Source organism: Arenibacter nanhaiticus, from assembly GCF_900141935.1.
In the GTDB taxonomy this organism is placed as follows: Bacteria; Bacteroidota; Bacteroidia; order Flavobacteriales; family Flavobacteriaceae; genus Arenibacter; species Arenibacter nanhaiticus.
Map to the genome: position 1 here is coordinate 23,662 of NZ_FQYX01000012.1, position 25,532 is coordinate 49,193.

Sequence of the window (25,532 nt, forward strand, 5' to 3'; positions counted from 1 at the left end):
AAATTGTTAGATTCTTAGTCAGAATATTGCAAAAATAAATTTTAGACACTCCTACTTTTATAGCTTCAACAGTATATTGCAGCTTATTCCTTTCTTCCCAAGATTTTTAACAACAACGCCTTAAAACTATCAAAATCTACTTGATAAGAAAGCCCGATTCCTTGGGTGTATCCTTGTCGGTCGGCCAGGAATTGTTGAATCTCATTTTCTCTATTAAAGATCTTAGCGCTTAGGGTTCCTTCTTCATTTAACAGTATTTGTACTTCCACATCGCCAGCCACTACTGTTTCCGACACCCCACCAACAGGTACTCCTACCCTACCATTTAGCAGCACTCTATCGCTTATTTGGGTAGACAAGGTTACTCCAATCCTGTTTTCGGTCTGTATATCGGTATTTCGGTCTAGAATTCCTTGTTCATACGACAAACCTAAGTTCAACTTATCATTATCTCCAGACAATACTGAATTAAGCAATCCTGAGGCCGATTGCAGTAAGTTTCCTGTAACAGCCTGTTGATTGATTCCTGTACCTTCATTGACAAAGGACCCTTGAGCCAATAAGAACAAGGCATTTCTTTCTGCAATAGTAGGATCCTGTAGGCGATATTCCAATTCTGATTTTACAATAGAATTGGTTCCCGGAAAATCAATTCTCCAATCGATGACTGGACTTTCTAGCTCCCCGGTCAAGCGAACCACTACATCTGTAGGAATTCGTCTAGTGTAGCCAGGGTTATCTAAAAGCGGTGCAGGATTGGCATTCAAAGAATAAACAGCTTCCATATCTAAACGAGCAGCCAAAGGATCGCGCTCCCAAGTAATCCTCCCATCTGGCTTAACCCTGAAGGTTTTATCTATAACCCCTCCAAATTTATAATGAAACTCCCCTGTCACCACGACAAAATCGCCATACATATTAAATTTACCCTTGGTATTTATCTCTATAAATAAAATTCCCACCCCGGTACCTTTTAAAGAGCTACCAGTCTTTGGATCTACGACGATCTCTACCTCGGCCTCTGGGGTAACATCCAAGTTAAACGCTAATTCTAGCCCTTCATATTCCTTAAGCTTACGTTTTTCATCATCGGGTATTTCGTCCTTGTTATTTACAAAGTTGATAAAGGAAAAATCGCCTATACTGGCGACATCGCTTATCGGTATTTTTAATGAAGTTCCTTTAGCAGTTTCCCCATCTACATTAATGGTCAAGGCATTGGTTGGACCAAATATTCGTCCTTTCCCCCTTAAATACCCCATACCGTAATACAACACCTCTTCTTCGAAGGGAGTATTTAAAATCAGAAAACGATTGTTTTTGGTATCTACATTTAAATCTAACACCCAGTCTTTAAAAAGGTTATGAGTGATTGTGCCGTCTAAAACAGCCTTCGTATTCATAGAGATATCTGTGAGCTGAATTTGTTGGAAATTAAAAGTCTGCCCTGATAATTTCACTCTTGAATAGGGTGCAAAACTATAATCTACTTGTAAATATGGCACCGCTATCCCCGCATCGTTGAGAGCGAGGCTCCCCCTCATATCCGGATTATTGATATCTCCTTTCAGCTGAGCACTTCCCGACAGGAATCCACGTATATTGGTAATTACCCCTTCTCCAAGCGGACTAAAGGGCTCAAGGTTAAAATCTTGAAAATTAGCTATTAGGTTTGCCTGGGGCATATCTTTCTGATTTAAGATATTACCCACAACACTAAGCTTTTCGACCTCCTTATCAACCAAGGCAGAATTGACCACAAAATTTGTCAAATCCCTATTGCCGACAATACCAAGCGACAAATCGCCCAAGGGTATATCATTGATCCCAAATTTTTTAATATTAAGGTTCGAAGACGGCAAATACACATTATCCCTTTGCAACACATTTAAGGTCCCATTAACCTCTCCATGCAGCTTTAGACTATCTATAGCGGGAGTAATCTTACTTAAAGAAACCCGATTAAAACGCAATTCTATATCCTTAAAGGTAGAATCTGCTAATTGGCCTTTAAGCCTAATTTGTTCATGGTCGCCGTTATTCATAACGACTTCTTCTATTGTTATAGAATCCAAGGTTTTATTTAGGATAACCTTATTTTTGTTATCTCCTTCTTTGTTCAGAATCCATGTATTTCCCTTAAAACTAATATCGGAAGTTTTTAATCCTATAACAGATTTGTTCCCCTTGTTGAAAGTGTGATAAAAATTGATATTATAACTATCATGAAAACCACTTCCTCCATGAAATTCCGTTCTAAAAAACAAGGTATCCTTTAAGGTCGTATTAATAAGACTAAAGTTGTTTACATTATAATAGGGAGTTTCTAAATTCCCAACAGAAATATAGGTATTAAACAAGGGGTTCTTATTATCTATTTTAATATCTATGCTATCGAGCTCATTATTAAAAGCTTTGATACTAGGCGACTTAAAGTTTAGCTTAAAATCGCCTTCATCGGCAATTATATTCCCTTTTATAAATGTATTTGGGTCAAATTTCACCTCTGGAAAAAACACATCGACTATCTTGTTATAAATTTTAAAATTAAAAGACAGTCTTTGTTGTTTAGAAATTTTAAACGGTCGGTAATTGGTATAGATACTACCTAAGGAATTTTGCATCAATCTCCCCAATTCTTTTACTTTAAAGAACCCCTTGAGGTACCCCGTAATAATGTCTGGCGAATTGATAGTAATAACTCGAGTACTATCATTCTCAAAAGTTGATGAAATTTTAAAATCTTCAAAATAATAGGTATCATTTTTATTCTGATAATTAGTTTTTGAAAATTTGATATCCCCAATCAGGTTATCCAGAGTATTTCCGCTAATGTCCATATTGACATCTCCCTTAAACACAGAAATACTATCGTCAATGATCTTTAGATTTTTTAAATTGGCATAATCTACGGAGGCTATAAAGTTTAAATTACTTCTTCCTTCACCAAAATCTGCCAACCCTTTAAAGCTAAATTTTGCATTTTCGTCATTACTCAGTAAAGTACCATCAAACAACTGTTCCTTTAAGACACCAGAAACCTTAAGTTTCTTGTATTTATAGCCATTAAACCCAAGTGAATACACTTCTCCAATGACTTCTGTATTTAAATTCTCTTTTATAAAACCTTTTCCTTCAACATTAAAATCGAGCGTCGTTAATCCTACTTTTTTGGTCTCCAACAAATCTCCCAAATCAAAATCTATCAAGGAGACAAAACCTTTGTAGGAGGCATTGTCGATATCATTGATATCGGTTAGTTCCAAATCTACATAACTGCTACCAATAAGAGTATTGATATTGGCCTTTGATATTATAGAAGACTCTGTAATAACAGCATCTCCCCTAACCGTAAACTGTCCTAATTTTTGAATAGAGGAAGGCAAAACATCTCCTAAAACGTTAGGCATCAATGCTCTTAGCTCATAATAATTGGAAGTTACATTCTTCATTTCTGCCGTTAAAGCAAAGCCACCTTCTTTATTAAATAAATTCTTAAAATTAAAGTCGCCACGAATACCAGTATCATCCATATTAAGGAAGAGGTCATAGGTATTCAGATCGTTTAGAACACCATTTATCCGGGAAGAAAACAACACTTTTTTACCGCTACCAAACTGATCATAAAGAAGGTTCACTTCGTCCAAAGCAACGGTCGATTCTACAAACTTGGCAGTTATATTTACTTTATTAATAAAATCGACAAAGTCCTTTCGCTCATAATCGAAGACTAAATTCCCCGACAAATGCGATTCTGGAGTGTCGATGCTTAAGGCATCAAAACGCATTTGTTGTTTGGTATATTTAAATTTAGTGACCATTTTTTTTACTTCGACACCTCTTTCGCTAATAAAGGACATGCCGCGAATATTCGATACAACTTCGGGTCCTAAAATTTGGAAATCCGTGGCCGAAATATTTAAATCTCTAAAATTCAACATTTCGGTATTCTCTTTATTTTCATCAAGAAGCTGAAACTTACTTTCAGAAATCTCTACATCGGCAGAAGAGAATAAAAATGGTGGTGTACCCGGTTTTCTAGGTTTTTTATCATCTAGTTTATCGATAAAAACCTCTAAATTGGAGTTCTTCTCATCTTTATAAGTCTTTAATTTAAAGTTAAGGCGTTCAATTGCTATATCTCCTAATTGTAATTTTCCTTTGACCAGATTTGGAACATTTAGGACAGAAGTACTTAGATGATCAATATAAAATAAAGTATCTTTCTTGTAGTCTTCAACAAAGACTCCTTTTAAAGAAGTATCCCAAGTAATTAAGGACACTTTTAGCCTGTCTATATGGATGTTAGTACCAAATACTGAATTGATCTCATTGGCGGCATATCGGGCAAAGGAGGTCTGCACGAAAGGCATAGAAAGCACCAAAGTGCCCAAAACACAAATAAGAAGGAGCACTAAAAGTACTCGGACTACAATTTTTCTTAATTTTTTGATAGGGCTTTATGTTTTACCTTTGTACGTTCAACTTTTATTCCAAACCGAATGGAAAATAAAAATATTTATATTCTTGCCATAGAATCTTCCTGTGATGATACCTCAGCTGCGGTTTTATGCAACAAAAAAGCTCTTAGCAATATTGTGGCCACGCAAAAAATACATGAGGAATACGGTGGGGTAGTTCCAGAACTTGCCTCGAGAGCTCACCAACAAAATATTGTTCCTGTTGTACATCAAGCATTAGCTAAGGCAAATATCGATAAAAATCAGTTATCTGCCATAGCTTTTACGCGGGGACCAGGACTAATGGGTTCTTTATTGGTTGGAACTTCATTTGCTAAATCACTTTCCCTAGGATTGAACATTCCATTAATTGAGGTAAATCATATGCAAGCTCATATTTTATCGCATTTTATTGAGGATGACACCCACAAAACCCCAAAATTCCCCTTTTTGGCCATGACCATAAGCGGTGGACATACACAGGTTGTTTTGGTAGAAAATTATTTTAAAATGGAAGTAATTGGCGAATCTCTAGACGATGCCGTAGGAGAAGCCTATGACAAGAGCGCCAAAATATTAGGTTTGCCATACCCTGGAGGCCCATTAATAGACAAATACGCACAATTGGGTAACCCCAAGGCCTTTCCGTTTCCAAAACCAAAGGTTGAAGGACTAAATTTTAGTTTTAGTGGATTAAAAACCAGCATCCTATATTTTATCCAAAAGGAAACTGCCAAAAACCCCAATTTTATTGCGGAAAATTTAAACGACATTTGCGCCTCCATTCAATATACCATTATAAACATTTTAATGGACAAATTAAAAAAGGCCGTTAAGCAAACAGGAATAAAACAAATCGCCATCGGTGGCGGGGTGTCCGCCAACTCGGGGATTAGAAAGGCTTTGGAAGAAGCGGAAATAAAACATGGCTGGACCGCTTATATTCCTAAATTCGAATTTTGCACCGACAATGCAGCCATGATCGGAATTGTGGGATATCTGAAATATATGGAAACCGAATTTTCAGACCAGAGTGTTACGGCCAAGGCCAGATACATCCTATAATTTTACGATGACACACAAATTACTAGGGGCACACTATAATTATTGGAGGTCAGACCAATCGTGTTGCCCCGGCAATAACATCAAATAAACTATATTTTATTATGCAGCTTTTTTTTAATCCCAATATTAACCAAGGAGACATCCAGTTCGTTTTCGATACCGAGGAAAGTAAACATATCGCCAAGGTTTTGCGAAAAAAAACGGGAGACATCTTACAAATAACCAATGGAAAAGGTTATTGGTTCGAAGCTAAAATTCTGAATCCGGATCATAAAAAATGTACCGCCGAAATTATTTCCACAACACCAAAACCACCTAAGCCATACTTATTGCATATGGTGGTAGCCCCTACAAAACTAAACGATAGATTTGAATGGTTTTTAGAAAAAGCAACTGAAATAGGGGTTCATGAAATAACCCCTATTATCTGCGATCATTCTGAAAGAAAGGTCATTAAGAAAGATCGAATGGAGAAGGTCATACAATCGGCTATGAAACAATCATTGCAGACCTATCTCCCAAAATTAAACAGCGCTATCACTTTTAAAGAATTTATGGCCTTACCTAAAAGTGGAGATTTATTTATAGCCCATTGCGAAGAAGGCAATAAAGCAGAATTCTTTAGCTCTTTAAAACCATCCCAGCAAACCACAATCCTTATAGGTCCGGAAGGAGATTTTTCGACTTATGAAATAAAAAAGGCTATAGATAACGGTTTTGCTCCTGTAGCTTTGGGAGAAACCAGGCTACGCACAGAAACGGCAGCCATTTTTGCATGTACGACCGTCGCACTTAAAAATTTATAACAAACAGAAGAGGTACTACCTTTTTTCACATATAATTTTGATGAATTGACTGGCCGTTTCAGAGCTTTCGACATTGGTATTTATTGTCATCTAAAAAGGCATATTCCAATTTTAAGTTTTTTTCCTCGTGAATATTCTTAAATTTGATATTATTAATCCTTCGAGCTTTTATGACACAACGCGCTATATTATTATTGCTCTTTACATTCCTTCAAATTTCTTATGTAAAAAGTCAAGATATAGCCATTTTAAAATACGGCGGGGGTGGCGATTGGTATGCCAACCCCACGGCCTTACCCAATTTAATCCGTTTTTGTAATCAAAATATTGACACCACCTTAAATCCAAAACCCTTAGTAGTAGAAGCAGGTGATATAAACATTTTTCAATACCCGTTTATACATATGACAGGGCATGGAAACGTGTTTTTCACTGCGGAAGAAGCCGACAACCTAAGGACCTATTTACTGGCCGGTGGATTTTTACATATTGATGACAATTACGGCATGGAACCTTACTTAAAGAAGGAGCTCGACAAAGTGTTTCCCGATAAAGAATTAGTTGAATTGGGGGCAGACCATCCCATATTTTCTGCTCCTTACAATTTCCCTAAAGGCCTGCCTAAAATACATGAACACGATGGGAATCGTCCACAGGCATTTGGTGTTTTCCATGAAAACCGATTACTACTTTTGTTTACTTATGAGAGCGATCTTGGAGACGGATGGGAAGACCCCGAAGTTCACAACGACCCTAAGGAAGTTCGCATGCAGGCCCTACAAATGGGTGCTAATATAATATCTTACGTTTTTAAAAATTAAAATATGACTTCAAAAACAATTTCTAAAGGCATATTAAGCGCTGTTGGTGTTATATTAGGAATCGCACTACTCTTATTTTTTTTATTTAAAATAAGCCCGGTTCTTATCTATATCACTATAGCCGCCGTAACCTCATTAATAGGAAGACCTATAGTCATATTCCTCTGTAATAGACTTAAAATCAACAATACCGTAGCGGTAATTATTACCATGCTATTTCTCATAGGTATTCTCGCTGGCATCATATCACTATTTATTCCCTTATTAATTCAACAGGGCCATAATTTGTCGTTATTAAACATAGAAACGCTACAGTTGAATGTGGAAAGCCTTTATAAACAGCTTATAGAATATTTCGGTGTTAGCGCTACGGATGTTGAACAAGGCATCAAGGAATCCAAGGTGTTTACGAACATAAATTTTGGAGTTATTCCCGATTTTCTAAATTCTTTAGTTGCCGTTCTCGGCAATTTCAGTGTTGGACTATTTTCTGTCTTATTTATTGCATTTTTCTTTTTAAAGGACAGTAAACTTTTTGAAGAATCGCTCCTAGTAATTATCCCCAAGACCAAAGAAAGAAGGTTTAGAAATTCCATTGAAAAGATTAAAAACCTACTCTCGCGTTACTTCGTAGGACTCGTTTTTCAAATTTTGATTCTATTTATAATTTATGCGATCGTTTTATTTATTTTTAAAATAGAGAATGCCATAGTAATTGCTTTTTTGTGTGCTTTGCTTAATTTAATCCCCTACATAGGGCCTTTAATTGGCGGATTACTCATGGCTGTTTTAACAATGACCAGCAATGTTGGAAGCGATTTTAGTAGTGTTATTGTACCTAAAACTACTTATGTCATGATAGGTTTTGTTATAGGACAATTGGTTGATAATTTTTTCTCCCAACCCCTTATTTTTTCTAACAGCGTGAAATCGCATCCTTTAGAAATTTTTCTAGTGATCATTATTGGGGGCTTACTTTTCGGGGTTACCGGAATGATCATTGCGGTCCCTGGATATACCGCCTTAAAAGTGATTTTAAAGGAATTCTTTGCCGAAAACAAAATAGTAAGATCGCTCACAAAAAATTTATAATACTACCTTGAACAACAACATACTTACCCCAAAAGTACAATCTTTTATAAACTCTAATTTAAGTACCGATATAATGTCGGTATTACTAAAACCTTGTCCTTTTGAAGGGGTAACCAGCCGAGAACTTGTCCAACAAATAGAGTCCAAAAACAAGTGCAAGGAAAAGCTTCCTATTTGGTATAATTATCCAAATATTTATTTCCCTAAAAAGATACATATCGAACAATCCTCCTCTGAAGCCACTGCTGAATACAAGGCAAAACTGGTAAGCGGAAAATCTTTATTGGATGTCACCGGCGGATTTGGCGTGGACAGCTACTATTTCAGTAAAAATGTTTCCAAGGTCTATCATTGCGATCTTAACGAAGAGCTATCAGAGATCACAGGCCATAATTTCAAGATTATGGAGATTGAAAACATAGAAGCTCATGCTACCGACGGACTCCATTTTATCCAAAACTCCGTAGAACATTTCGATTGGATTTACATAGATCCTTCTCGTAGGGACGACCATAAAGGAAAGGTTTTTTTATTGTCGGATTGCTTACCTAATGTCCCCGAAAACTTAGATGCCATTTTTAATAAAACCAAACAGGTTTTAATAAAGACCTCTCCTCTCTTGGATTTTTCTGCGGGGATCAATGAATTGCAATTTGTCAAAGAAATTCATGTCGTTTCAGTGAAAAACGAAGTAAAGGAAATCCTTTGGGTACTAGAATATGGATACCAAAATGATATTTTAATTAAAACTATCAATTTAAAAAAGACCGGCCAAGAATCATTTAATTTTTCACTTAAGGATGAGAAATTAGCCTTTTCTAGCCTCTCACTCCCTCTAGAATATTTGTACGAACCCAATTCCGCAATCTTAAAATCCGGGGCTTTCAAATCTGTGGGAAACCAGTATTCTTTGTACAAGCTACACGAACATTCGCATTTATACACTAGTAATTCGTTGGTTGAATTTCCTGGAAGGGTATTTAAAATAGAACAATCACTAGCGTTTAATAAAAAAGGAATTCAAAAATTAGGGCTAAAAAAAGCCAATATTACCACCCGGAATTTTCCTCAGAGTGTGGCTGACATTAGAAAGAAATTTAAAATAAAAGACGGTGGGGAACAATACCTTTTTTTTACAACGGATAAAGAAGGCAACTATGTGGTTTTACAATGTACTAAGACAGTATAGTATTCTTTTAAAATCGTCCGCAATAGACTCCATGATCAACTTACCTAGACAGGAGTTATTCTCTAAGGGCATTCCCATTTAAAATTCGCTATCTCATCGTTAGATCCTGAGGCAAGATTATAATGCCACCATTCCGTTCGAATAGACCAAAATCCGTATTTCTCCATGGTTTGTTTCAACAACAATCTGTTATTGAGTACTGTCGGTGGCAAATCTAGATTATCATGATAGGCCCTTTTTCCAAAAAAGTCGAAATCGGTCCCCATATCCAATTCTTCTCCTTCCAAAGTGACCAAGGTGATATCTACTGCTCCTCCTTTGTTATGAATGGAGCCTCGGACCGGATTGGCCACATATTGCGGATTGGGTACGATGGCCCACATTTTGAATTGTACATCATGAGGACGGTAACAGTCAAAGAACTTTATTTTAAATCCCTTCTTCATCAAATCTTCATTTGCCAAGAGCAATGCTTTTGCGGTTTTTACCCGGGTATAGCATTCTGCACAATCATAAACCTTTGCCTTTAAAAAATTATTCTCGGTAGCATAACGCATATCAAAAACAAAATCTTCACTGTAGTCTGCAAGATTAACAAATGTGGTATCGCTTAATGCTTCCAAGGCTTCATAGGGCGAAATACTTAGCTCTTGAACAACCTTCTGTTTATCGACAATAGAATCCTTGTTAATCTCTATTGGCATGCTCACCATAGGCAGTTCGCCTTTCGCTTTTTTTTCCTTACATCCAACAACAATCCCAATAAACACTACCCCAATTAGCCCGATAAACCCTTGTATTTTTCTATTCATTATTTTTATACAAACTATTCATTAGTTAAAATAGCACAATACTGACAAAAAAACAATCAACGTCTGTAGATTGATCTTTTTTCTATGACATAAAAAAACAGGGCTCCAATAAAATAAAGGAGTACATCTATAGGATCGGCAGTATACCTTAAACTAACTTTTGGAAGGAAGTACTCAAAATAAATAGCATAATACAGGCTTAAAGAAAGCATTATGGGCAGTGATAACCGAATGTTGTTATTTCGTTTTATTTTCCGAATACCAAATTGACAAACAAATAACACAATTGGCATGCATAAAAAATCATTGACGTAATTATTGATCCATATAGGTAAGGACACCCCTAAGCGTTGCAAGGAGTAGATAGCTGTTGCAACAACTGAGAAAGTTAAAATCCAAGCCCCACTACTTCTTGAACTATTCTTATATAACTTCTCAAAAGTCTTGTTTTTAATCAGTCCTTTAATTTCCTCCATACAACTTTAGGCTGCAATATAACTAAAGACGAAAGCTAAAGCAGCTCCTATCATCATTACCAACATCCAAACAGAATAAAGTGTTTTTGCAAACAGTCTTACTATTAAATTGGGATGTGTCAAGGTCCCTTTTAAGAATGTGGTAATGGCAGATGGTTTTTCTTGTTTTTGTTGCTCCAATTTTTGAAACGCCTTCTCTTCACTTTCCAGTTTTCTTTTTAAAACGATATTGATAATGGCACCACAATGCTGACAATAGTCGCTATTTTCATTTAACGTATTGCATTCTAGACATTTTCTATAAGAAATCTGACTCATAAGAATTGTTTTCTATAAAATATTTAATCACCACCTCACCAAATCAATTTGCAAAGGTCGGTATAAAGTAGAAGACCTAAAAGTTTCCGAAGTATGTAAGCTGACGCTAAATTGATTTTCTATAAAGGACAAAAAAAATTGGGAAGGTGTAAAGCTACACCTTCCCAATTTTAATTAAGACGTATTGGAATTCTCCAAGACTATTAAAAAAAAGCAACCATAATGAATTTTCTCCTAGGTCAACAAATTCCCATCGGCATCCCATTCAGCGATATCCGATCTTTTGCTTTGATCTACACATTTCGCCAACCATTCTGGATCATAGGCTTTTCCGTGTTGTTTTAACACATCCTCTGGAACTCCGTCCCAAACGTTAGGGGAATTTCCTTTATACCCTAAATCTTCTATCCCCATTTTTGAGGTATAGTAACCAGAAAGGGTAAGATTTCTCATCAAGGTGAAAAATCTGATCTCTAGAGGACGCTCCGATTCAGGAACCGTGATATCTGGATAGGCAATAGTGTCTAATATTTGTTTTTGTTGATCCTCCGTCGCCTTTTTAAACTCAGTTCCGAATTCTGTATTGCTCTTATGGTCTAACCACATAAGTCCTCCTCTCAAGGGAGTTTGCATTTCTGGAATATCCTTTACCATAAATTCAATAAAATCTGGCACCCCGGCATCGGCAGCACTACCAAATTTATCATTGGCAGGAAGTATCAGACTACTTAAGACGGTAATAGTTTCTAATTCATGTGGATTAAAAAACTGTTCCGCATTTAATTTAGCGATCTGTTCTTTTTCCTCCGGGGTTCTTCCAAAATGGTTCTCTTCGACCTTTGCCAACGATTCTTCGGCCACAGAATCGCCTTCGGGTTTACAACCATGCATTACCAACCCTCCGGCAACAGATCCAAGTAAAATCGATTTTAAACTTTTTCTTCTATCCATTTCTTAGATATTTTGCTTTTTCAATTGTTCTATAATATAATCTGAGGTTCTCCAAGAGAGTGCCAAAATTGTCCAAGTAGGGTTTTTATCGGCTTGGGAAACAAAAGGACCGGCATCGACAATAAACACATTATCTACATCGTGCAACTGCTGAAAACTGTTCACTACCGATGTCTTAGGATCATTCCCCATTCGGGTAGTCCCTACTTCGTGTATAATTCGCCCAGGAGCCAACAATCCATAATCTTGTTCCTTGGTAGGTTTAGCTCCAATAATTTCACCTCCCATATTATGGGTAATTTCCTCAAAAGTATCGACCATATGCTTGGCCTGTTTTCTTTCGTAATCGCTCCAATTATAATTGAAACGCAATACAGGAATACCAAATTCATCTACTACGGAAGGGTCTATCTCGCAATAGTTATCTTCCATGGCTACAGATTCTCCTCTACCGGCCATTCCCACAACAGAACCATAATATTTCCTAACATCGTCTCTAAGACCGTTTCCATAACCACCGACTTTTAATCCAAAGAACTGGTTAAAATCATTGGCATTAAATCCGAACCCGTAACTAGGCATTCCCAATCCGCCCCATACCTCAATATGGTACCCTCTAGGGAAATCTAGTTTTTTATTGTCTAACCACCAAGGGGTATATACGTGCATTCCTCCAACACCATCTTCGTTATAGGTTTTCCTATCCATGAGTCCAGGAATAAAGGCAGACAATCCGGAACCGGTAGAATCATGGAGGTATTTCCCTACCTTATTACTACTGTTTCCTAGGCCGTTTGGATGTTGCTTACTTTTGGAATTTAACAAGATACGAGCCGAACTACAGGCAGAAGCCGCAAGCACGACAATTTTCCCCTTAAGCTGATATTCTTTCCTATCTTCCTTGCTAATATAGGACACTCCGGTAGCCTTACCTTCATCATTGGTAAGCACCTCGCGTACCATGGCATTTACAAATAAATCTATCTGCCCTCCATTCTTTTGAGCCGGAAAAATTAAACAAGTACCAGCAGAAAAATCGGCATAAACACCACATGCTCTACCACATTGTCCACAGTAAAAACAAACTCCTCTTTCATTATTTATTCTCTTGGTAAGCATGGACATCCTAGAAGGAATAACAGGAATATCAGATTTACGCGCCCCATCGATATAAAATAGTTCGTGCAACCTTGGTTTCGGAGGAGGCAAGAAAAACCCATCGGGTTCATTTTTTAGATTTTCTTTGGTTCCAAAAAGACCAATCAACTTATCTACCTTATCGTAATATGGCTTTACATCTTCGTAGCCTATAGGCCAGTTTTCGCCTAAGCCATCTACATCCTTATGCTTAAAATCCCTTTCAGAAAAACGCAGGGAAATTCTTCCCCAGTGGTTTGTTCTTCCCCCTAACATTCTAGATCGAAACCAATCGAACTTTGTACCATTTTTTCTAGTATAGGGTTCTCCTTCTATTTCCCATCCCCCATATGCACTATCAAAATCCCCAAAAGGCCTAACGGTACTAGCCCCTCTCCTTGGGGATTCATAAGGCCATTTTAATTGTGTTTTTTGCACCGGATCTGCTGGATCAAAATAAGGTCCAGCTTCGACTACTGCTACTTTTAGACCTGAATCTGCCAATATTTTAGTGGCCATACCTCCACCAGCTCCTGAGCCAACTATAATAACGTCGTATATAGTTGATGATTCTTTTATCTGCATGTTAATTTTTTTTTACGTACAATTTAATATTATTTATCTTTTAAAAGTCCTTTTATTCTACAAATACCCAATCTGAATCTACCGAAAACAAAAAAAGTATTGCTGTTCGACAAAATTGTATTAACACGATTCTTTGTTTTCAAATTAATTATGTGTCCTTGGAAAATTTGTACCTCCTGACAACCACCTTTTACTTTCGTAACTTCCTATGGCTTATACCAACAGAAACCCAACTCCCCAATTTATGTATAAATCAGGAAGGGGCTCTAGTTATATATTTCTTCTACAAAACCTTATCAAATAGGTTTTTTTGTGAAATCATGCTTATCCTTCAAGCATCGAAACACCTGCTAGTAGCCGTTATTTTCGGTTCCTAGACTAGGATTCCTTTGCATCTCTGGGCCGGGGAGCGGCAACAATAAATGTTTTTCCTCAATTTGTTTCCCTTGGCTTGTTATATGTCCAATAACATCCACAAAAGAAACATCTCCTGGAGCATTGGCCACTGGAAATTTTCTTGTTCTAACAATATCGAACCAATTCTGAAACTCAAAAACTAGTTCTCTATGTCGTTCCAACCATACTTCTTCTATAAATTGTTGCGTTGATAGGGTCGAAACCGACAATTTTATATTATTTATATCGGTTTTCCAATATGCTCTTGCCCTAACTTGAGATAAATAATCTATGGCATTAGCGTTTACCCCAGTTGATCTTGCAATGGCCTCCGCTGCAATTAACAATACGTCAGAATAACTAAACATGGCTTGATCCTTCCCAGAATTAGCCGTGTTAAAAATAGCCTCATCATCGTGCCATACATAGGGTGTGGGAGGAAACGTTTTATCGGTACCTTCTAATGTTGTATGAAAAAACTGTTTCTCCTGTGCTCGTAAATCATTTAATGGATCATATAGGTTTAAGAACGTATTTGATGGTTGGTATGCACCGTTGGTAATATCATATAACACATCTTGTGATAAGGCTGTTGGATAAGAATATTTAGCGAATTCCGATCTAGAAATAGAAGCATCAAATTCCTTAATATAAATATGTTCTTGCGGTGAAGCATCGGACTTCCTTATTTTATTGTAAGCTGAGTTTTCAAAATCCAAAACGCCTGGTGCAGTTTCATTATGTCCTACCAAGCTATAGTTGCCATAAGTTCCGTTTATTATATCCTGGGCAAGGCTGGCGGCATCACTATATCGATCTTCATTTAATGGAGCCCCACTCATTGTCAAGTAAACTTCTGCCAATAGAGTCGCTACAGCCCCAGCTGTAATTCTCTTTCCATTATCAACCATATTGACTGTAGCAAGGCCACCATTTTGAAGCGCATCTTTTAAATCTGCTTCAATTAAGGCATATACGTCTGCAACCGAACTTCTTTCTAGGTAGAGATTCTCTAAAGAAGCGTATGGCTCGGTCGTTAAGGGTATGGGGCCAAACATACGCACCAAATAATAATAGGCATAAGCCCTAAAAAATTTAGCTTCCCCGATTAGTTGTTTTTTTTCATCGCCTGTAAGTTCGGGAGTATCGGGTATATATTTAATCGCGTTGTTTGCTCTTGATACACCTAGGTATAACTCTCTCCACCTATCTTGTAGATACCCCCCAATATTATCTCCATTATGTGTTAACTGTTGAGTGTTGCTTACATGTAATTCCTGACCAGCATACTCGTTAGAAAAGAAACCCGACATATAGGCTCCCAACATTAGAGGCATACCACTGTACACGCCACCATCGCTCATATTGGGCGCTCCAGTTCGATAAAGCGAATTAACTGCGCTCCATGCCTGACCAGGTTCTTTGAAAAATTGATCGGAAGCTAATTCAGACAAGGGCTCCTCATTAAGAAAATCGGAACAAGCGCTACAAAAAACAATGACGGGAATTAATAAAATATTTTTTATTCTCATGATTTTTTCTTTAAATAAAATTAAAATTTAAGGCTACATCCTAGTGTGAAGGTTCTTGGCTTCGGGTATTGAAAAAAGAATATATTCTGCCCCCATTGATTTCCTCCCCAAGACGATGCCTCTGGATCGTACCCTTGAAAATCGTCCGAGTGAATTACAAATGCGTTTTCTAGCGTAGCATACACCCTTAACTTATTTAACCTCATGGCGTCTAGCGACTCTTGATCAAAGCTGTATCCAACAGAAAAGAGGTTACCCCGAATATAAGATCCATTAACTACCCAATGGCTATCCACTTGACTATTTTGTCCTGCATAGGATTGGTTTCTTATTTCCTGTACCATGGTATTCTGATTTTGCTCAGTCCATCCGTCATATAATATACTCGCAAGTCCATTCGCTATTCCCGACCTATCTTCTGTAGAGTGATAAAATTGCTGCATGATATCAACCCCACCAACAAACTGGATATCAGCTGTAAAATCGAAATTTTTGTATGTAAAGGTATTGGTGAAACTTCCTGTAAAATCGGGCAAGCCTTTCCCCAAGATCTTTTTATCCTTGGATCTTTTAGCTTCTCCCGGTACGGCTCCGACAGCAGAAGCTTCTGAAGCCTCATCCGTACCCCATGTACCAAGGCGTTCGTAGCCCCAAAATGAGCTTAATGATTCTCCTACACGTAAGATTGTTTGACTTCCGGAGACCCAATAAGGTCCTGGCTCTATATCTTCATCATTTTCACCCAAACTTTCGATGGTGTTTTTATTATGATTAATATTAAAGGAAGTTTCCCAATTAAAATCTGGAGTGCTTATGTTATTTGTTGTTACCATAGCTTCCAACCCTTTATTGGACACTGCACCAATATTATCCCTAACTGAAGTGAAACCAGTGGCATATGGAACAGGTCTATCCAACAATAAATCTGTAGTTTCTTTATAATAATAATCCAACTCTAGGCGTAGCCTATTTTTAAAAGCAGCAAAATCGACTCCTAAATCAAACTGACTGGTTTTTTCCCATTCCAAATCTGGATTGGCCAATCTGTTGACCTGACTAGCTGCCACTCTGGTTCCGTTTAAAAGCACGGTACCCGAAGAAACCGTAGCTAAAGAACTATAAGATGGTATTTCTGTATTTCCGGTTATCCCGTAACTAGCTCTAATCTTTAGTCGATTAATAGACTCGTTGTTTGCTAAAAATTCTTCTTCAGATAGCATCCATCCTAAACCAGCTGATGGAAAAATTCCATATTTATTATTCTCACCAAATCTAGAAGAACCATCTACCCTACCTGTCAAGGTTAACATATATTTGTCTTGCAAGGTATATCCTGCTCTAACAAAATAGGAATTTAACGACCATTTGTTATAATTCGAAGAAGGTGCACTAGGATTACTGGCCGCCCCTATATTATTGTATTTAAAGAAATCATCGCTGAAACCACGTGCTTCTATATTTGATGAATTAAACTTCTGTTCCTGCCAGCTTACCCCTAACATTCCATTAATTCTATGATCGCCAATTTCTTTATTATAGGTTAAATAGTTTTCTTGCTGCCAATAAATGCTGTTCTCATTGTAAATACGGGCAAATCCGTCTGGAGAAGAAATGTTAGTCAAATCTCTAGGAGAATACTCTTTCTTCTCTCTTAAGCGTTTATCGAAGCCAAATTGGGTTCTAAATTCCAAATCTGGTGTAATTTTAAATTTTGCAAAAACATTCCCAAAAATCTGGTTGCGTTCCCATAATCTTTCTTGGGTTTCCAGAACATGTACAGGGTTGGCCATCGCTTCCAAATTGTATGCATCGGAAATCATAAAGCTATTACTGGAAGTTCCATCTGGAAACTTTACAGGAAAAATAGAAGGCATCTCTATCATGGTACGCCTAGGCACTTGACCTCCCCCACCTTCTTCAAACTCCTTTTCCTTCACATTGTTTACCAATACGTTAATCCCTAGGGACAACCAATCTTTAGGGGTAATATCATAGGCTATTTTTGCACTTATTCTATCCAGGTCATTGTTCAGCATAATCCCTTCCATATGGGAATAGTTCAAAAAAGCTCCTACCGAGGAATTCTCGGTCCCATGCTGAATGGATAGTTGATGATTATTAGATATAGCAGTTCTAGTAGCTTCATCTTGCCAATCCGTATCATAGAGAGGGTTCCCATTGGTATCAAACAAATTAGGATCGTTTGTCGTAAACACCGGCGCCGGATTTCCTGGTCTATATTTGGGCGTATTAGCCATTCCGGTTTTAACTACTTCCAACCACTCTTCCGAGTTTAATAGATCCATTTTATTTCTTATTCTTCCAACACTGAGAAAACCGTCATATCCTATCACCATTTTACCCTCTTGTGTCCCTCTTTTTGTGGTGATCAGGACCACCCCATTAGCTCCTCGAGCCCCATATATTGATGCGGAAGAAGCATCCTTAAGTACTTCCATACGTTCAATATCGTTAGGATTTATATACTGGATATCTTCCATAGCAACGCCATCGACCACATATAACGGATCTGAAGATGAATTAATAGTTCCTACTCCCCTAATAACAATTCTTGGTGCTCCCGAAGGCGAACCTGAATTTAAAAACACATTTACACCTGCTACTTTACCTTGCAGGCCTTGAAGGGAATTGTTAACCGGAGCTTTCAGCAAATCTTCGCTGCTCAATACCCCTACGGCTCCTGTTAAATCTGATTTTCGCTGTGTTCCATATCCTACCACAACCACCTCTTCTAAAAAAGAAGCTTCTGTTATCATAACAACATTTATGATGGATTGAGCCCTTACCGTTACTTCTTGTTTCGCATAACCGAGAGCAGTAAAAATCAAAACATCACCCGTTTTGGCATTTATCGAATAATTACCATCAAAATCTGAAGCAACACCGATAACCGTCCCCTTAATAACCACACTTACACCTGGTATTGGAACACCTTCAGGATCCGCAATAGTACCATGTATGTTTTCTTGTTCCTGAGGTTGTTTCTTTTCTGCCCCTTTTTCTAAGGGAATTTCAGTGCCAACAGATAATAAAACCTGCCTATTATCATAAATGTTATATACGGTGGGAGTATTTTGAAATAATTTTTCCAAAATTTCTCCAATTTTTCTTTTGGATACATTAATGGTCACCTTACGGTGCAAGTCAACGTTTTTATCCTTGTATAAAAATCTGAATTCGGTTTTAGACTCTATAGTATTTAAGACCTCTCTTACACTCACATTCTCTAAGTCTAATGAGATATTAGTGTTCTGCGAATAACTATTGGCATGAATTTTAAAAAGTGAAACTATTAGTAATAGTGTAGTGAGCTTCATTTTTAGACTAATTTTCCTGGGGCATGACAATAATATCCCCTTAGGATTTATTTTTTCCATATTTTTGATGCGTTGTTTGGTTTTACATTTATGTGGAATCATTTTTACTATTCGGGGAATGGTGGTACATTTCCCGTTTTAGTTTTGCGAAAAACGATTAAAAAACGCTCCTTTCTTAAGTCATATCTATGGGTTTTAGCGTTCGTTAATAATTATTTTATTTCCTTTTTTAGAATATAAAAACTGGTGTTCCAAATTAATATACCCTAGGACCTGCTCAATATTTTCTACATCAACATTAAATGACGCACTAAATACTTCCTTGTTCAATATTTCGTTATGACATTCGATAGAAACGTTATAACTTCTTTCGAGTTTTTTAATAATATCTTTAAAAGCTAAGCTTCTAAATACGATTTTCCCTTCGATCCAACCTGTATATAGATCAAGATCAATTTTTTCCATGCTTATGTTTTTTTGTTTTTTATTCCAACTAGCCATATGTCCAGGCTCTAGAAGGGAAGAATTGTCTGGTTGAAGAGTATCGTAAACTTGCACCGCCCCTTCTACCAACACCGTCCTTATTTGATCATCCTCTGGATAAGATGTCATATTAAACTTTGTCCCTAACACAGTAACTCCCAATTCTCCTGAATAGACGGTAAAAGGATGTGCCACATCTTTAGCCACGGAAAAAAAGGCCTCGCCATCTAAAAACACTTCGCGCTTATGTCCTGTTAAAAAGTTTATGGGAAACTTTAAAGTGGTGCCAGAATTAATATCGACCACTGTTCCATCAGAAAGTTCTAATTTAATTTTCTTCCCATTAGGCACAGTTAATTCACTGTACATCAAATCCTCAGATGAATAATCCCCTTGATACTTTAAGATTCCTTTATGCTGGGAGAAAATAGTACTGCCTTTTTTATCTAAGACAGGAATCGAAACTTCAGGGTTAATCGATTGAACTGTTCCGTCTTCCATCCTCAATATTATAGCGGTTGGATCAATGGTATTTATCGGTTCAGAAAATGATGAAAAATTATAATAATAGACAAATGATGCCCCAGTAATTGCTAACAATACAGCAGCGGCCCGATATAATCTTTTGACAAAACCATATCTTTCTTTTAATTTTAGTTCTTTCTGTATTCTTTTCCAGTCTTGCTTCTTCGATTTTTCTATCGCTTTACGCTGTTTTTTTCTTGCTAATACACTATCCTTATCTGTAAGACTTTGAACTATATATTCTTCTTCCTTTTGAGACCAAAGCATTTGGCTTTCCTCAACGTCAACCTTCCTTCCTTCTAAAATAGAATGAGCAATTTCCTTGGATAACTTGAAAACCTTTTTTAGACTATTCATCTACAATTTTAATGGTAATTACTAAAAACAATTACCTCTAAAACGACAATAATCTAAAAGAGGGTGAATAAAATTTTAAAAAAATATTCAATTCATAAATTGGGATGTATCAAAATAAGAAATATGTCTTTTTTTAACAATTCCCTCAATTTTCGATATGCCAGTTTTTTTTGTGTTTTCACCGTATTTATAGATATGCTAAGATCCTCTGCTATCTGTTCGTTCGAGAGCCCCTGCATTGCCAACCTTACAACCTTACCGCTCTTTTTAGGCAAGGTTTTCATTGCCTTTTCAATGATATCGGAAGCTTCGGAAATAATTATTTCTCTTGCTAAAAACGCGTCGCTCTCTAAATCTTTAAAATCTATTTGGACAGATAAATTCTTTTTTTTGTTATAACTGCTTTTTAAAAAATCTATACTTTTATTTTTAACCGAGGTATACAAATAAGACTTCATCGCTGCTTCATCTCCAATTACGATCTTCTTCTTCCAAAGCTTTAGAAATACTTCTTGCACTATATCCTTTGAATCGTCCAAACTATCTAAATATTTATTCGCGAATAAACACAAAGGCGTATACAAAGTATTAAACAACACCTTGTAATCTTTTTTATTCATTTGGAGTTTTTCTTCGAACAATGGAAAATAAAATTTAAACTAAAACAAGCCTCCTTTCCCTAAAGAACACCCTTTAAGCTTAGAGTATTTTAAAAATCATTTAATTGTTCCAAGGCCTCTTCTACGGTCACTACTGGGAGTTTACAAGTATGGTCCTGACATACGTAGATATAGGTGCCATCCTCAACGAATCGCCCTTTAAACAAAGGCGATTCACTATTTTTTTCAGCACCTACGATCAACACATTAGGAAGGTGCTCCTTGTTTAATTGTGCCACTAATTTTTTGGCATCAGCTCCAACAACAGCAATTTCGTAATATGGATAGACCGTGTTTAACATCAGGGAGTTCCATTTGGCATAGCTATAGGCATTGTCTTTTACCATAGGAAGCATGGTAGAAAGCATTGTTCTGGCTTTTTGGGTAGCCTCTTTATTGTAGTCAATATGTCCCAAAAGCAACAAATTCTCGGCCATGATCGAGTTCGGGGAAGGCATCACCCCGTCGTCTGTTTTAATTATTTTAGCAATTAACTCATCACTAGAATTAAAACTGAACATACCAGAATTAGCATCCGAAAATTTAGTTGTGGCCGCTTGAATTAATTCTTCGGAAAATTTCAGATATTCAGCAGACAAACTTGCTCTATACAAATTAAGGGAAGCATTTGCCAATAAGGCATAATCTTCTATATACCCCTCGCTTCTTTTCCCTCCTTTTTTATAGGAATGAACCAATTGGTCCTTTTGCAGACTGTGAGTCTTAATGAAATTAAAGATTTTCTCGGCCTTCTGTAAATATTCAGGATCGTCAAATGCATTGTAAGCCTCTACAAACCCATTGATGAGTAAGGCATTCCATGAGGTTATGATCTTATCATCAATTAACGGAGGAGTCCTTTTATTTCTATGGGTCAGTAATTTATCTTTCCAATTTTGTTTCAGAGCTTCCAGTTTTTCTAAGGTAAGGCCGTTTTCCTTGGCAAATTCCTCATCCCTTGTTTTTCTGAAGAGCACATAAGAATCGTTCTCCCAAATATTGGATCTACTAATATTAAAGTATTTGGAAAAGGTATCAAAGTCAGCCTTCAGGATATCTTTTAGTTCTTTTTCTTTCCATATATAGAACTTCCCTTCTTCTCCGTCACTGTCTGCATCAATCGCAGAATAATAAGCTCCTTCTGCATTTTTCATTTCGCGATCTAAAAAGGCTATTGTCTGCTCAACCACTTTTTTATACAAAGGATCTTTAAAAATGGTATACGCTTTGGAATACACACTTAATAACTGTGCATTATCATAGAGCATTTTCTCAAAATGCGGAATTTTCCAACGTGCATCTGTACTATATCGGTAAAAGCCACCGGCAATATGATCGTAAACACCACCCATGGCTATATTATCTAGGGTTGTCTTTACAAAATCTTTGGTTTCCTCATCCTTGGTTATAGCAGCATAATCCATTAGAAAATCTAAGTTCACGGGGACCATAAATTTCTGTTGTCCTTTATTTCCGCCCCATTTCAAATCCCAATTAGCTTTCCATTGCTGTACACTTTCGGAAAGAACTTCCTTTTGTAATCCGTCCAGATCCGACACTGGTTCAATGATGTTTACATCTTCGATGCCTTGGGCCACCATGTCTGCATATTCATTGGCCTTCTTTGGATCTTCTTTATATAGTTTACTTACCTCGGCCAACACCTTCATCCATTGTTCTTTGGTATGATAGGTCCCCCCATATATAGGCTTCCCATTTGGCAGGGTAATGACATTCAGTGGCCATCCCCCATTGCCCTTGATCAATTGCAAAGCGGTCATATATACATGATCAACATCTGGCCTTTCTTCCCTATCGACCTTGATGTTAACAAAATTCTCGTTCATCAATTTGGCTACCTCCTCGTCTGCGAAAGTCTCCTCCTCCATTACATGGCACCAATGGCACGAAGAATACCCAACACTTACCAAAACTAATTTGTCTTCTTTTTTAGCTTTCGCTAAAGCCTCATTGCTCCATGGCTTCCAATGAACCGGATTATGGGCATGCTGTAATAAATATGGACTGGTTTCGTGAACAAGATCGTTTGTAAATTTATGGCTCATTTTTTGTCCTTTGCTATCTAAACAAGATAAGCATATTAAAGAAGATATTAGAATTAAGTTTAAAAAGGTAAGTCGTTTATAATGCCGAATCATGTTGATTTTTATTTAGTCTTGGGCTAAAATACAATAATTGTATTCAATCTATGAATGGAAATGAATGCTATTTAAGGAGACCTTTTATTTCGCTATTGTACGAACTATGAAGGTAAATTTACGCTTCATTACTCCCTATAATCGACTACAGCAAGTAAAGTAGAACACGGAAAGGGAGCTATTGCCCACTGCTTTAATTTACAAATAGCTCTTCTAAAATAAACGCACCATAACTGGCTAACACTTAAAACAAAACAGCTGCTTAACGTTATAAAAGATAAAAAGATTTCGTTTTCAGGTTTTCAGTTATATCTTAGGGCTCCTTAATTTTACTTAAAAATTCCTTAATGAAGAAGGTTATAACTTTTGGCGAAATACTCCTAAGATTGTCCACGGAAAAACACCTTAGGTTTTCACAAGCGACAAATTTTAATGCCAATTATGGGGGTGGCGAGTTTAATGTTGCCGTTTCCTTGGCGAACTTTGGACATAAGGCCGAGTTTGTAAGTCGCTTACCCCAAAACGATATCGGCCAAAGTGCCTTGCAAGAAATAAGAAAACAAAATGTCGATTCTCAAAACATGCTGTTCGGAGGAGATCGTTTAGGGATCTATTTTTTAGAAACAGGAGCTGGTTCTCGTGGCAGCAAAGTAGTCTATGACCGCGCTCAAAGTGCTATAGCCGAGATAGAAACAGGCATGATCGATTGGAAGACTGTTTTCCAGGATGCCGATTGGTTTCATTGGAGCGGTGTAACTCCGGCCATTTCTGCCAATGCCGCGGCCGTTTGTTTAGAAGCTGTTAAAGTGGCCCACGAAATGGGCCTTACCATTTCTGCCGATTTAAACTATCGCTCCAAACTCTGGAAATACGGAAAAGAACCTAAGGAGATCATGCCAGCATTATTACACTTCAGCCATGTTATTTTAGGAGATCTGGACACCGCTTTTTTTATGACGGGAAAGGAAAAGGTTCACCCTGACTATCAGGATACGGAAAGCTTGCCTGCCTTATATGATACCTTGTTTAAGGAGTTTCCAAATTTAAAAATAATGGCTACCACCTTGCGATATTCCATAAATGCCTCGCATCAGAAAATTGGGGGCATCCTTTATGACCATAAAAATATTTATACCTCACCTATTAGAGAAGCAAACCCGGTAGTTGACAGAGTTGGTAGTGGCGATGCTTTTATGGGAGCTTTAATACATGGCCTATTACAAGAAGACAATAACCTACAAAGGACAATAGATTTTTCAGTAGCCGCCTGTTGTTTAAAACACAGCATTGCAGGCGATTTTAATTTAGCCACCCTTGAAGAAATACAACAATTAGCCAGCGGCGATTCGTCGGGCATAGTAAGTAGATAACGATAATAAAATAAGTATGTCACAATTTTCGAGAATAGAAGTTGCCACACTAATGAAGGAAACCGGACTGGTTCCGCTTTTCTATCATCCGGATGTATCCTTGGGAAAAAAAATATTGAAAGCCTGTTATGACGGCGGTGCTCGACTTATAGAGTTTACCGCTCGTGGAGATTTTGCTCACGAAGTCTTTGCGGAACTCAATAAATATGTCATTCGGGAATTGCCCGAAATGGCTGTTGGGGTCGGTTCTATAACCGATGCCGCAGCGGCCTCTCTCTATATGCAAATGGGGGCCAACTTTATAGTTACCCCATCCCTGAGAGAAGATATCGCTGTTGTTTGTAATCGGAGAAAAGTACTATGGAGTCCCGGATGTGGCAGTCTTACGGAAATAAACAATGCCGAAGAAATGGGATGCGAAATCGTAAAATTATTCCCTGGAGCCAATTATGGCGCCAATTTTGTGAAGGCCATTAAAGGACCACAGCCTTGGACCAGTGTTATGCCTACCGGAGGGGTCACCTTAGAGAAAGAAAACTTAAAAGCTTGGTTCGATGCCGGGGTAACATGCGTTGGAATGGGGTCTAACCTTATTAGCAAAACAATATTAGAGAATAAGGATTACGCCGCATTGGAATCTCGAGTAAGGGAAACTTTAGCCTTAATAAAAAACGTCCGGCCGTAGTTCTAAAGTAAAATTTTCCTTGTTGATGAATTTAAAACGAAAAGAAAGTGTCTATCCTATCCTTCTTTTCGTTTTATTCATAAGATTCTTCCCCGAACACCGGTAAGAACATTTTTTAAAATAGCTCTTAGCGTATTAATTTGGGCGTTCCCTCCTTCGTCGGGCGGGCCCTTGTCTATATCCCTTGCTATGCTGCGGGGATGCCGCCGCGGTCCCTAACGCAAAAAAAGTGCCTCAACAAAGTTGCATCAGCTAAAAATCAGTAAACGAAAAGCAAATTAGGTCCCAGTAAGAAGGATTCCGGCAATCTACTCCA

At 37.4% G+C, this 25,532-nt stretch carries 18 protein-coding genes; 7 read left to right on the plus strand and 11 right to left on the minus strand.

What is annotated here, in order from left to right; translation table 11 throughout:
* Positions 1–83: 83 nt before the first annotated feature.
* Positions 84–4,373, minus strand: a complete 4,290-nt coding sequence (locus BUA16_RS09025) for a translocation/assembly module TamB domain-containing protein (RefSeq protein WP_084668469.1) — start codon at positions 4,371–4,373, stop codon at positions 84–86.
* Between the two features lie 129 nt (positions 4,374–4,502).
* Between BUA16_RS09025 and tsaD the strand changes: the two genes are divergently transcribed.
* The 5 genes from tsaD (at position 4,503) to BUA16_RS09050 (ending at position 9,433) form a co-directional block, all read left to right on the plus strand.
* A complete protein-coding gene (tsaD, locus tag BUA16_RS09030) occupies positions 4,503–5,525 on the plus strand; it encodes a tRNA (adenosine(37)-N6)-threonylcarbamoyltransferase complex transferase subunit TsaD (protein ID WP_072764426.1) in 1,023 nt (340 codons plus the stop codon).
* 101 nt (positions 5,526–5,626) lie between these two features.
* The gene (locus BUA16_RS09035) at positions 5,627–6,331 is read left to right on the plus strand and encodes a 16S rRNA (uracil(1498)-N(3))-methyltransferase (protein ID WP_072764427.1); all 705 of its coding nucleotides are present in this window, start codon (positions 5,627–5,629) and stop codon (positions 6,329–6,331) included.
* A 170-nt stretch (positions 6,332–6,501) separates the two neighbouring features.
* Positions 6,502–7,152: a DUF4159 domain-containing protein gene (locus BUA16_RS09040; protein ID WP_072764428.1), complete on the plus strand. Its 651-nt coding sequence runs from the start codon at positions 6,502–6,504 to the stop codon at positions 7,150–7,152.
* A gap of 3 nt (positions 7,153–7,155) precedes the next feature.
* Positions 7,156–8,244 (plus strand): AI-2E family transporter, encoded by a 1,089-nt coding sequence (locus BUA16_RS09045; protein WP_072764429.1) that lies wholly within the window; start codon positions 7,156–7,158, stop codon positions 8,242–8,244.
* A gap of 7 nt (positions 8,245–8,251) precedes the next feature.
* Entirely contained in the window at positions 8,252–9,433 is a 1,182-nt protein-coding gene (locus BUA16_RS09050; RefSeq protein WP_072764430.1) for a THUMP-like domain-containing protein, read from the plus strand.
* Between the two features lie 62 nt (positions 9,434–9,495).
* Here the strand turns inward: BUA16_RS09050 and BUA16_RS09055 are convergent, their stop codons facing one another.
* From BUA16_RS09055 to BUA16_RS09100, 10 genes are all read right to left on the minus strand, one after another.
* Entirely contained in the window at positions 9,496–10,245 is a 750-nt protein-coding gene (locus tag BUA16_RS09055; protein ID WP_072764431.1) for a M15 family metallopeptidase, read from the minus strand.
* 56 nt (positions 10,246–10,301) lie between these two features.
* The gene (locus BUA16_RS09060; protein WP_245795538.1) at positions 10,302–10,721 is read right to left on the minus strand and encodes a hypothetical protein; all 420 of its coding nucleotides are present in this window, start codon (positions 10,719–10,721) and stop codon (positions 10,302–10,304) included.
* Positions 10,722–10,727: 6 nt separating this feature from the next.
* Entirely contained in the window at positions 10,728–11,039 is a 312-nt protein-coding gene (locus tag BUA16_RS09065) for a hypothetical protein (RefSeq protein WP_072764432.1), read from the minus strand.
* 234 nt (positions 11,040–11,273) lie between these two features.
* Positions 11,274–11,990 (minus strand): gluconate 2-dehydrogenase subunit 3 family protein, encoded by a 717-nt coding sequence (locus tag BUA16_RS09070; protein WP_072764433.1) that lies wholly within the window; start codon positions 11,988–11,990, stop codon positions 11,274–11,276.
* 3 nt (positions 11,991–11,993) lie between these two features.
* On the minus strand, positions 11,994–13,712 hold the full coding sequence (locus tag BUA16_RS09075) for a GMC family oxidoreductase (RefSeq protein ID WP_072764434.1): 1,719 nt from the start codon (positions 13,710–13,712) through the stop codon (positions 11,994–11,996).
* Positions 13,713–14,062: 350 nt separating this feature from the next.
* Positions 14,063–15,640, minus strand: a complete 1,578-nt coding sequence (locus BUA16_RS09080) for a RagB/SusD family nutrient uptake outer membrane protein (RefSeq protein WP_072764435.1) — start codon at positions 15,638–15,640, stop codon at positions 14,063–14,065.
* Positions 15,641–15,660: 20 nt separating this feature from the next.
* Positions 15,661–18,978, minus strand: coding sequence for a SusC/RagA family TonB-linked outer membrane protein (locus BUA16_RS09085; protein WP_084668470.1), 3,318 nt, complete (start codon positions 18,976–18,978; stop codon positions 15,661–15,663).
* Positions 18,979–19,173: 195 nt separating this feature from the next.
* Positions 19,174–20,343, minus strand: a complete 1,170-nt coding sequence (locus BUA16_RS09090) for a FecR family protein (RefSeq protein ID WP_072764436.1) — start codon at positions 20,341–20,343, stop codon at positions 19,174–19,176.
* A 92-nt stretch (positions 20,344–20,435) separates the two neighbouring features.
* Positions 20,436–20,963, minus strand: coding sequence for an RNA polymerase sigma-70 factor (locus BUA16_RS09095; protein ID WP_072764437.1), 528 nt, complete (start codon positions 20,961–20,963; stop codon positions 20,436–20,438).
* Positions 20,964–21,052: 89 nt separating this feature from the next.
* A complete protein-coding gene (locus BUA16_RS09100) occupies positions 21,053–23,068 on the minus strand; it encodes a thioredoxin domain-containing protein (RefSeq protein WP_245795539.1) in 2,016 nt (671 codons plus the stop codon).
* Between the two features lie 440 nt (positions 23,069–23,508).
* Between BUA16_RS09100 and BUA16_RS09105 the strand changes: the two genes are divergently transcribed.
* Together BUA16_RS09105 and BUA16_RS09110 are read left to right on the plus strand one after the other, a co-directional pair.
* Positions 23,509–24,531: a sugar kinase gene (locus BUA16_RS09105; protein ID WP_072764439.1), complete on the plus strand. Its 1,023-nt coding sequence runs from the start codon at positions 23,509–23,511 to the stop codon at positions 24,529–24,531.
* 16 nt (positions 24,532–24,547) lie between these two features.
* Positions 24,548–25,216 (plus strand): bifunctional 4-hydroxy-2-oxoglutarate aldolase/2-dehydro-3-deoxy-phosphogluconate aldolase, encoded by a 669-nt coding sequence (locus BUA16_RS09110; RefSeq protein WP_072764440.1) that lies wholly within the window; start codon positions 24,548–24,550, stop codon positions 25,214–25,216.
* Positions 25,217–25,532 lie beyond the last annotated feature (316 nt).

Bases quoted from the DNA above. Each gene is read 5' to 3' on its own strand.
- BUA16_RS09025 (WP_084668469.1), bottom strand. From the start codon at position 4,373: ATGCCTTTCGTGCAGACCTCCTTTGCCCGATATGCCGCCAATGAGATC.
- tsaD (WP_072764426.1), top strand. From the start codon at position 4,503: ATGGAAAATAAAAATATTTATATTCTTGCCATAGAATCTTCCTGTGAT.
- BUA16_RS09035 (WP_072764427.1), top strand. From the start codon at position 5,627: ATGCAGCTTTTTTTTAATCCCAATATTAACCAAGGAGACATCCAGTTC.
- BUA16_RS09040 (WP_072764428.1), top strand. From the start codon at position 6,502: ATGACACAACGCGCTATATTATTATTGCTCTTTACATTCCTTCAAATT.
- BUA16_RS09045 (WP_072764429.1), top strand. From the start codon at position 7,156: ATGACTTCAAAAACAATTTCTAAAGGCATATTAAGCGCTGTTGGTGTT.
- BUA16_RS09055 (WP_072764431.1), bottom strand. From the start codon at position 10,245: ATGAATAGAAAAATACAAGGGTTTATCGGGCTAATTGGGGTAGTGTTT.
- BUA16_RS09060 (WP_245795538.1), bottom strand. From the start codon at position 10,721: ATGGAGGAAATTAAAGGACTGATTAAAAACAAGACTTTTGAGAAGTTA.
- BUA16_RS09065 (WP_072764432.1), bottom strand. From the start codon at position 11,039: ATGAGTCAGATTTCTTATAGAAAATGTCTAGAATGCAATACGTTAAAT.
- BUA16_RS09070 (WP_072764433.1), bottom strand. From the start codon at position 11,990: ATGGATAGAAGAAAAAGTTTAAAATCGATTTTACTTGGATCTGTTGCC.
- BUA16_RS09075 (WP_072764434.1), bottom strand. From the start codon at position 13,712: ATGCAGATAAAAGAATCATCAACTATATACGACGTTATTATAGTTGGC.
- BUA16_RS09080 (WP_072764435.1), bottom strand. From the start codon at position 15,640: ATGAGAATAAAAAATATTTTATTAATTCCCGTCATTGTTTTTTGTAGC.
- BUA16_RS09085 (WP_084668470.1), bottom strand. From the start codon at position 18,978: ATGAAGCTCACTACACTATTACTAATAGTTTCACTTTTTAAAATTCAT.
- BUA16_RS09090 (WP_072764436.1), bottom strand. From the start codon at position 20,343: ATGAATAGTCTAAAAAAGGTTTTCAAGTTATCCAAGGAAATTGCTCAT.
- BUA16_RS09095 (WP_072764437.1), bottom strand. From the start codon at position 20,963: ATGAATAAAAAAGATTACAAGGTGTTGTTTAATACTTTGTATACGCCT.
- BUA16_RS09100 (WP_245795539.1), bottom strand. From the start codon at position 23,068: ATGAGCCATAAATTTACAAACGATCTTGTTCACGAAACCAGTCCATAT.
- BUA16_RS09105 (WP_072764439.1), top strand. From the start codon at position 23,509: ATGAAGAAGGTTATAACTTTTGGCGAAATACTCCTAAGATTGTCCACG.
- BUA16_RS09110 (WP_072764440.1), top strand. From the start codon at position 24,548: ATGTCACAATTTTCGAGAATAGAAGTTGCCACACTAATGAAGGAAACC.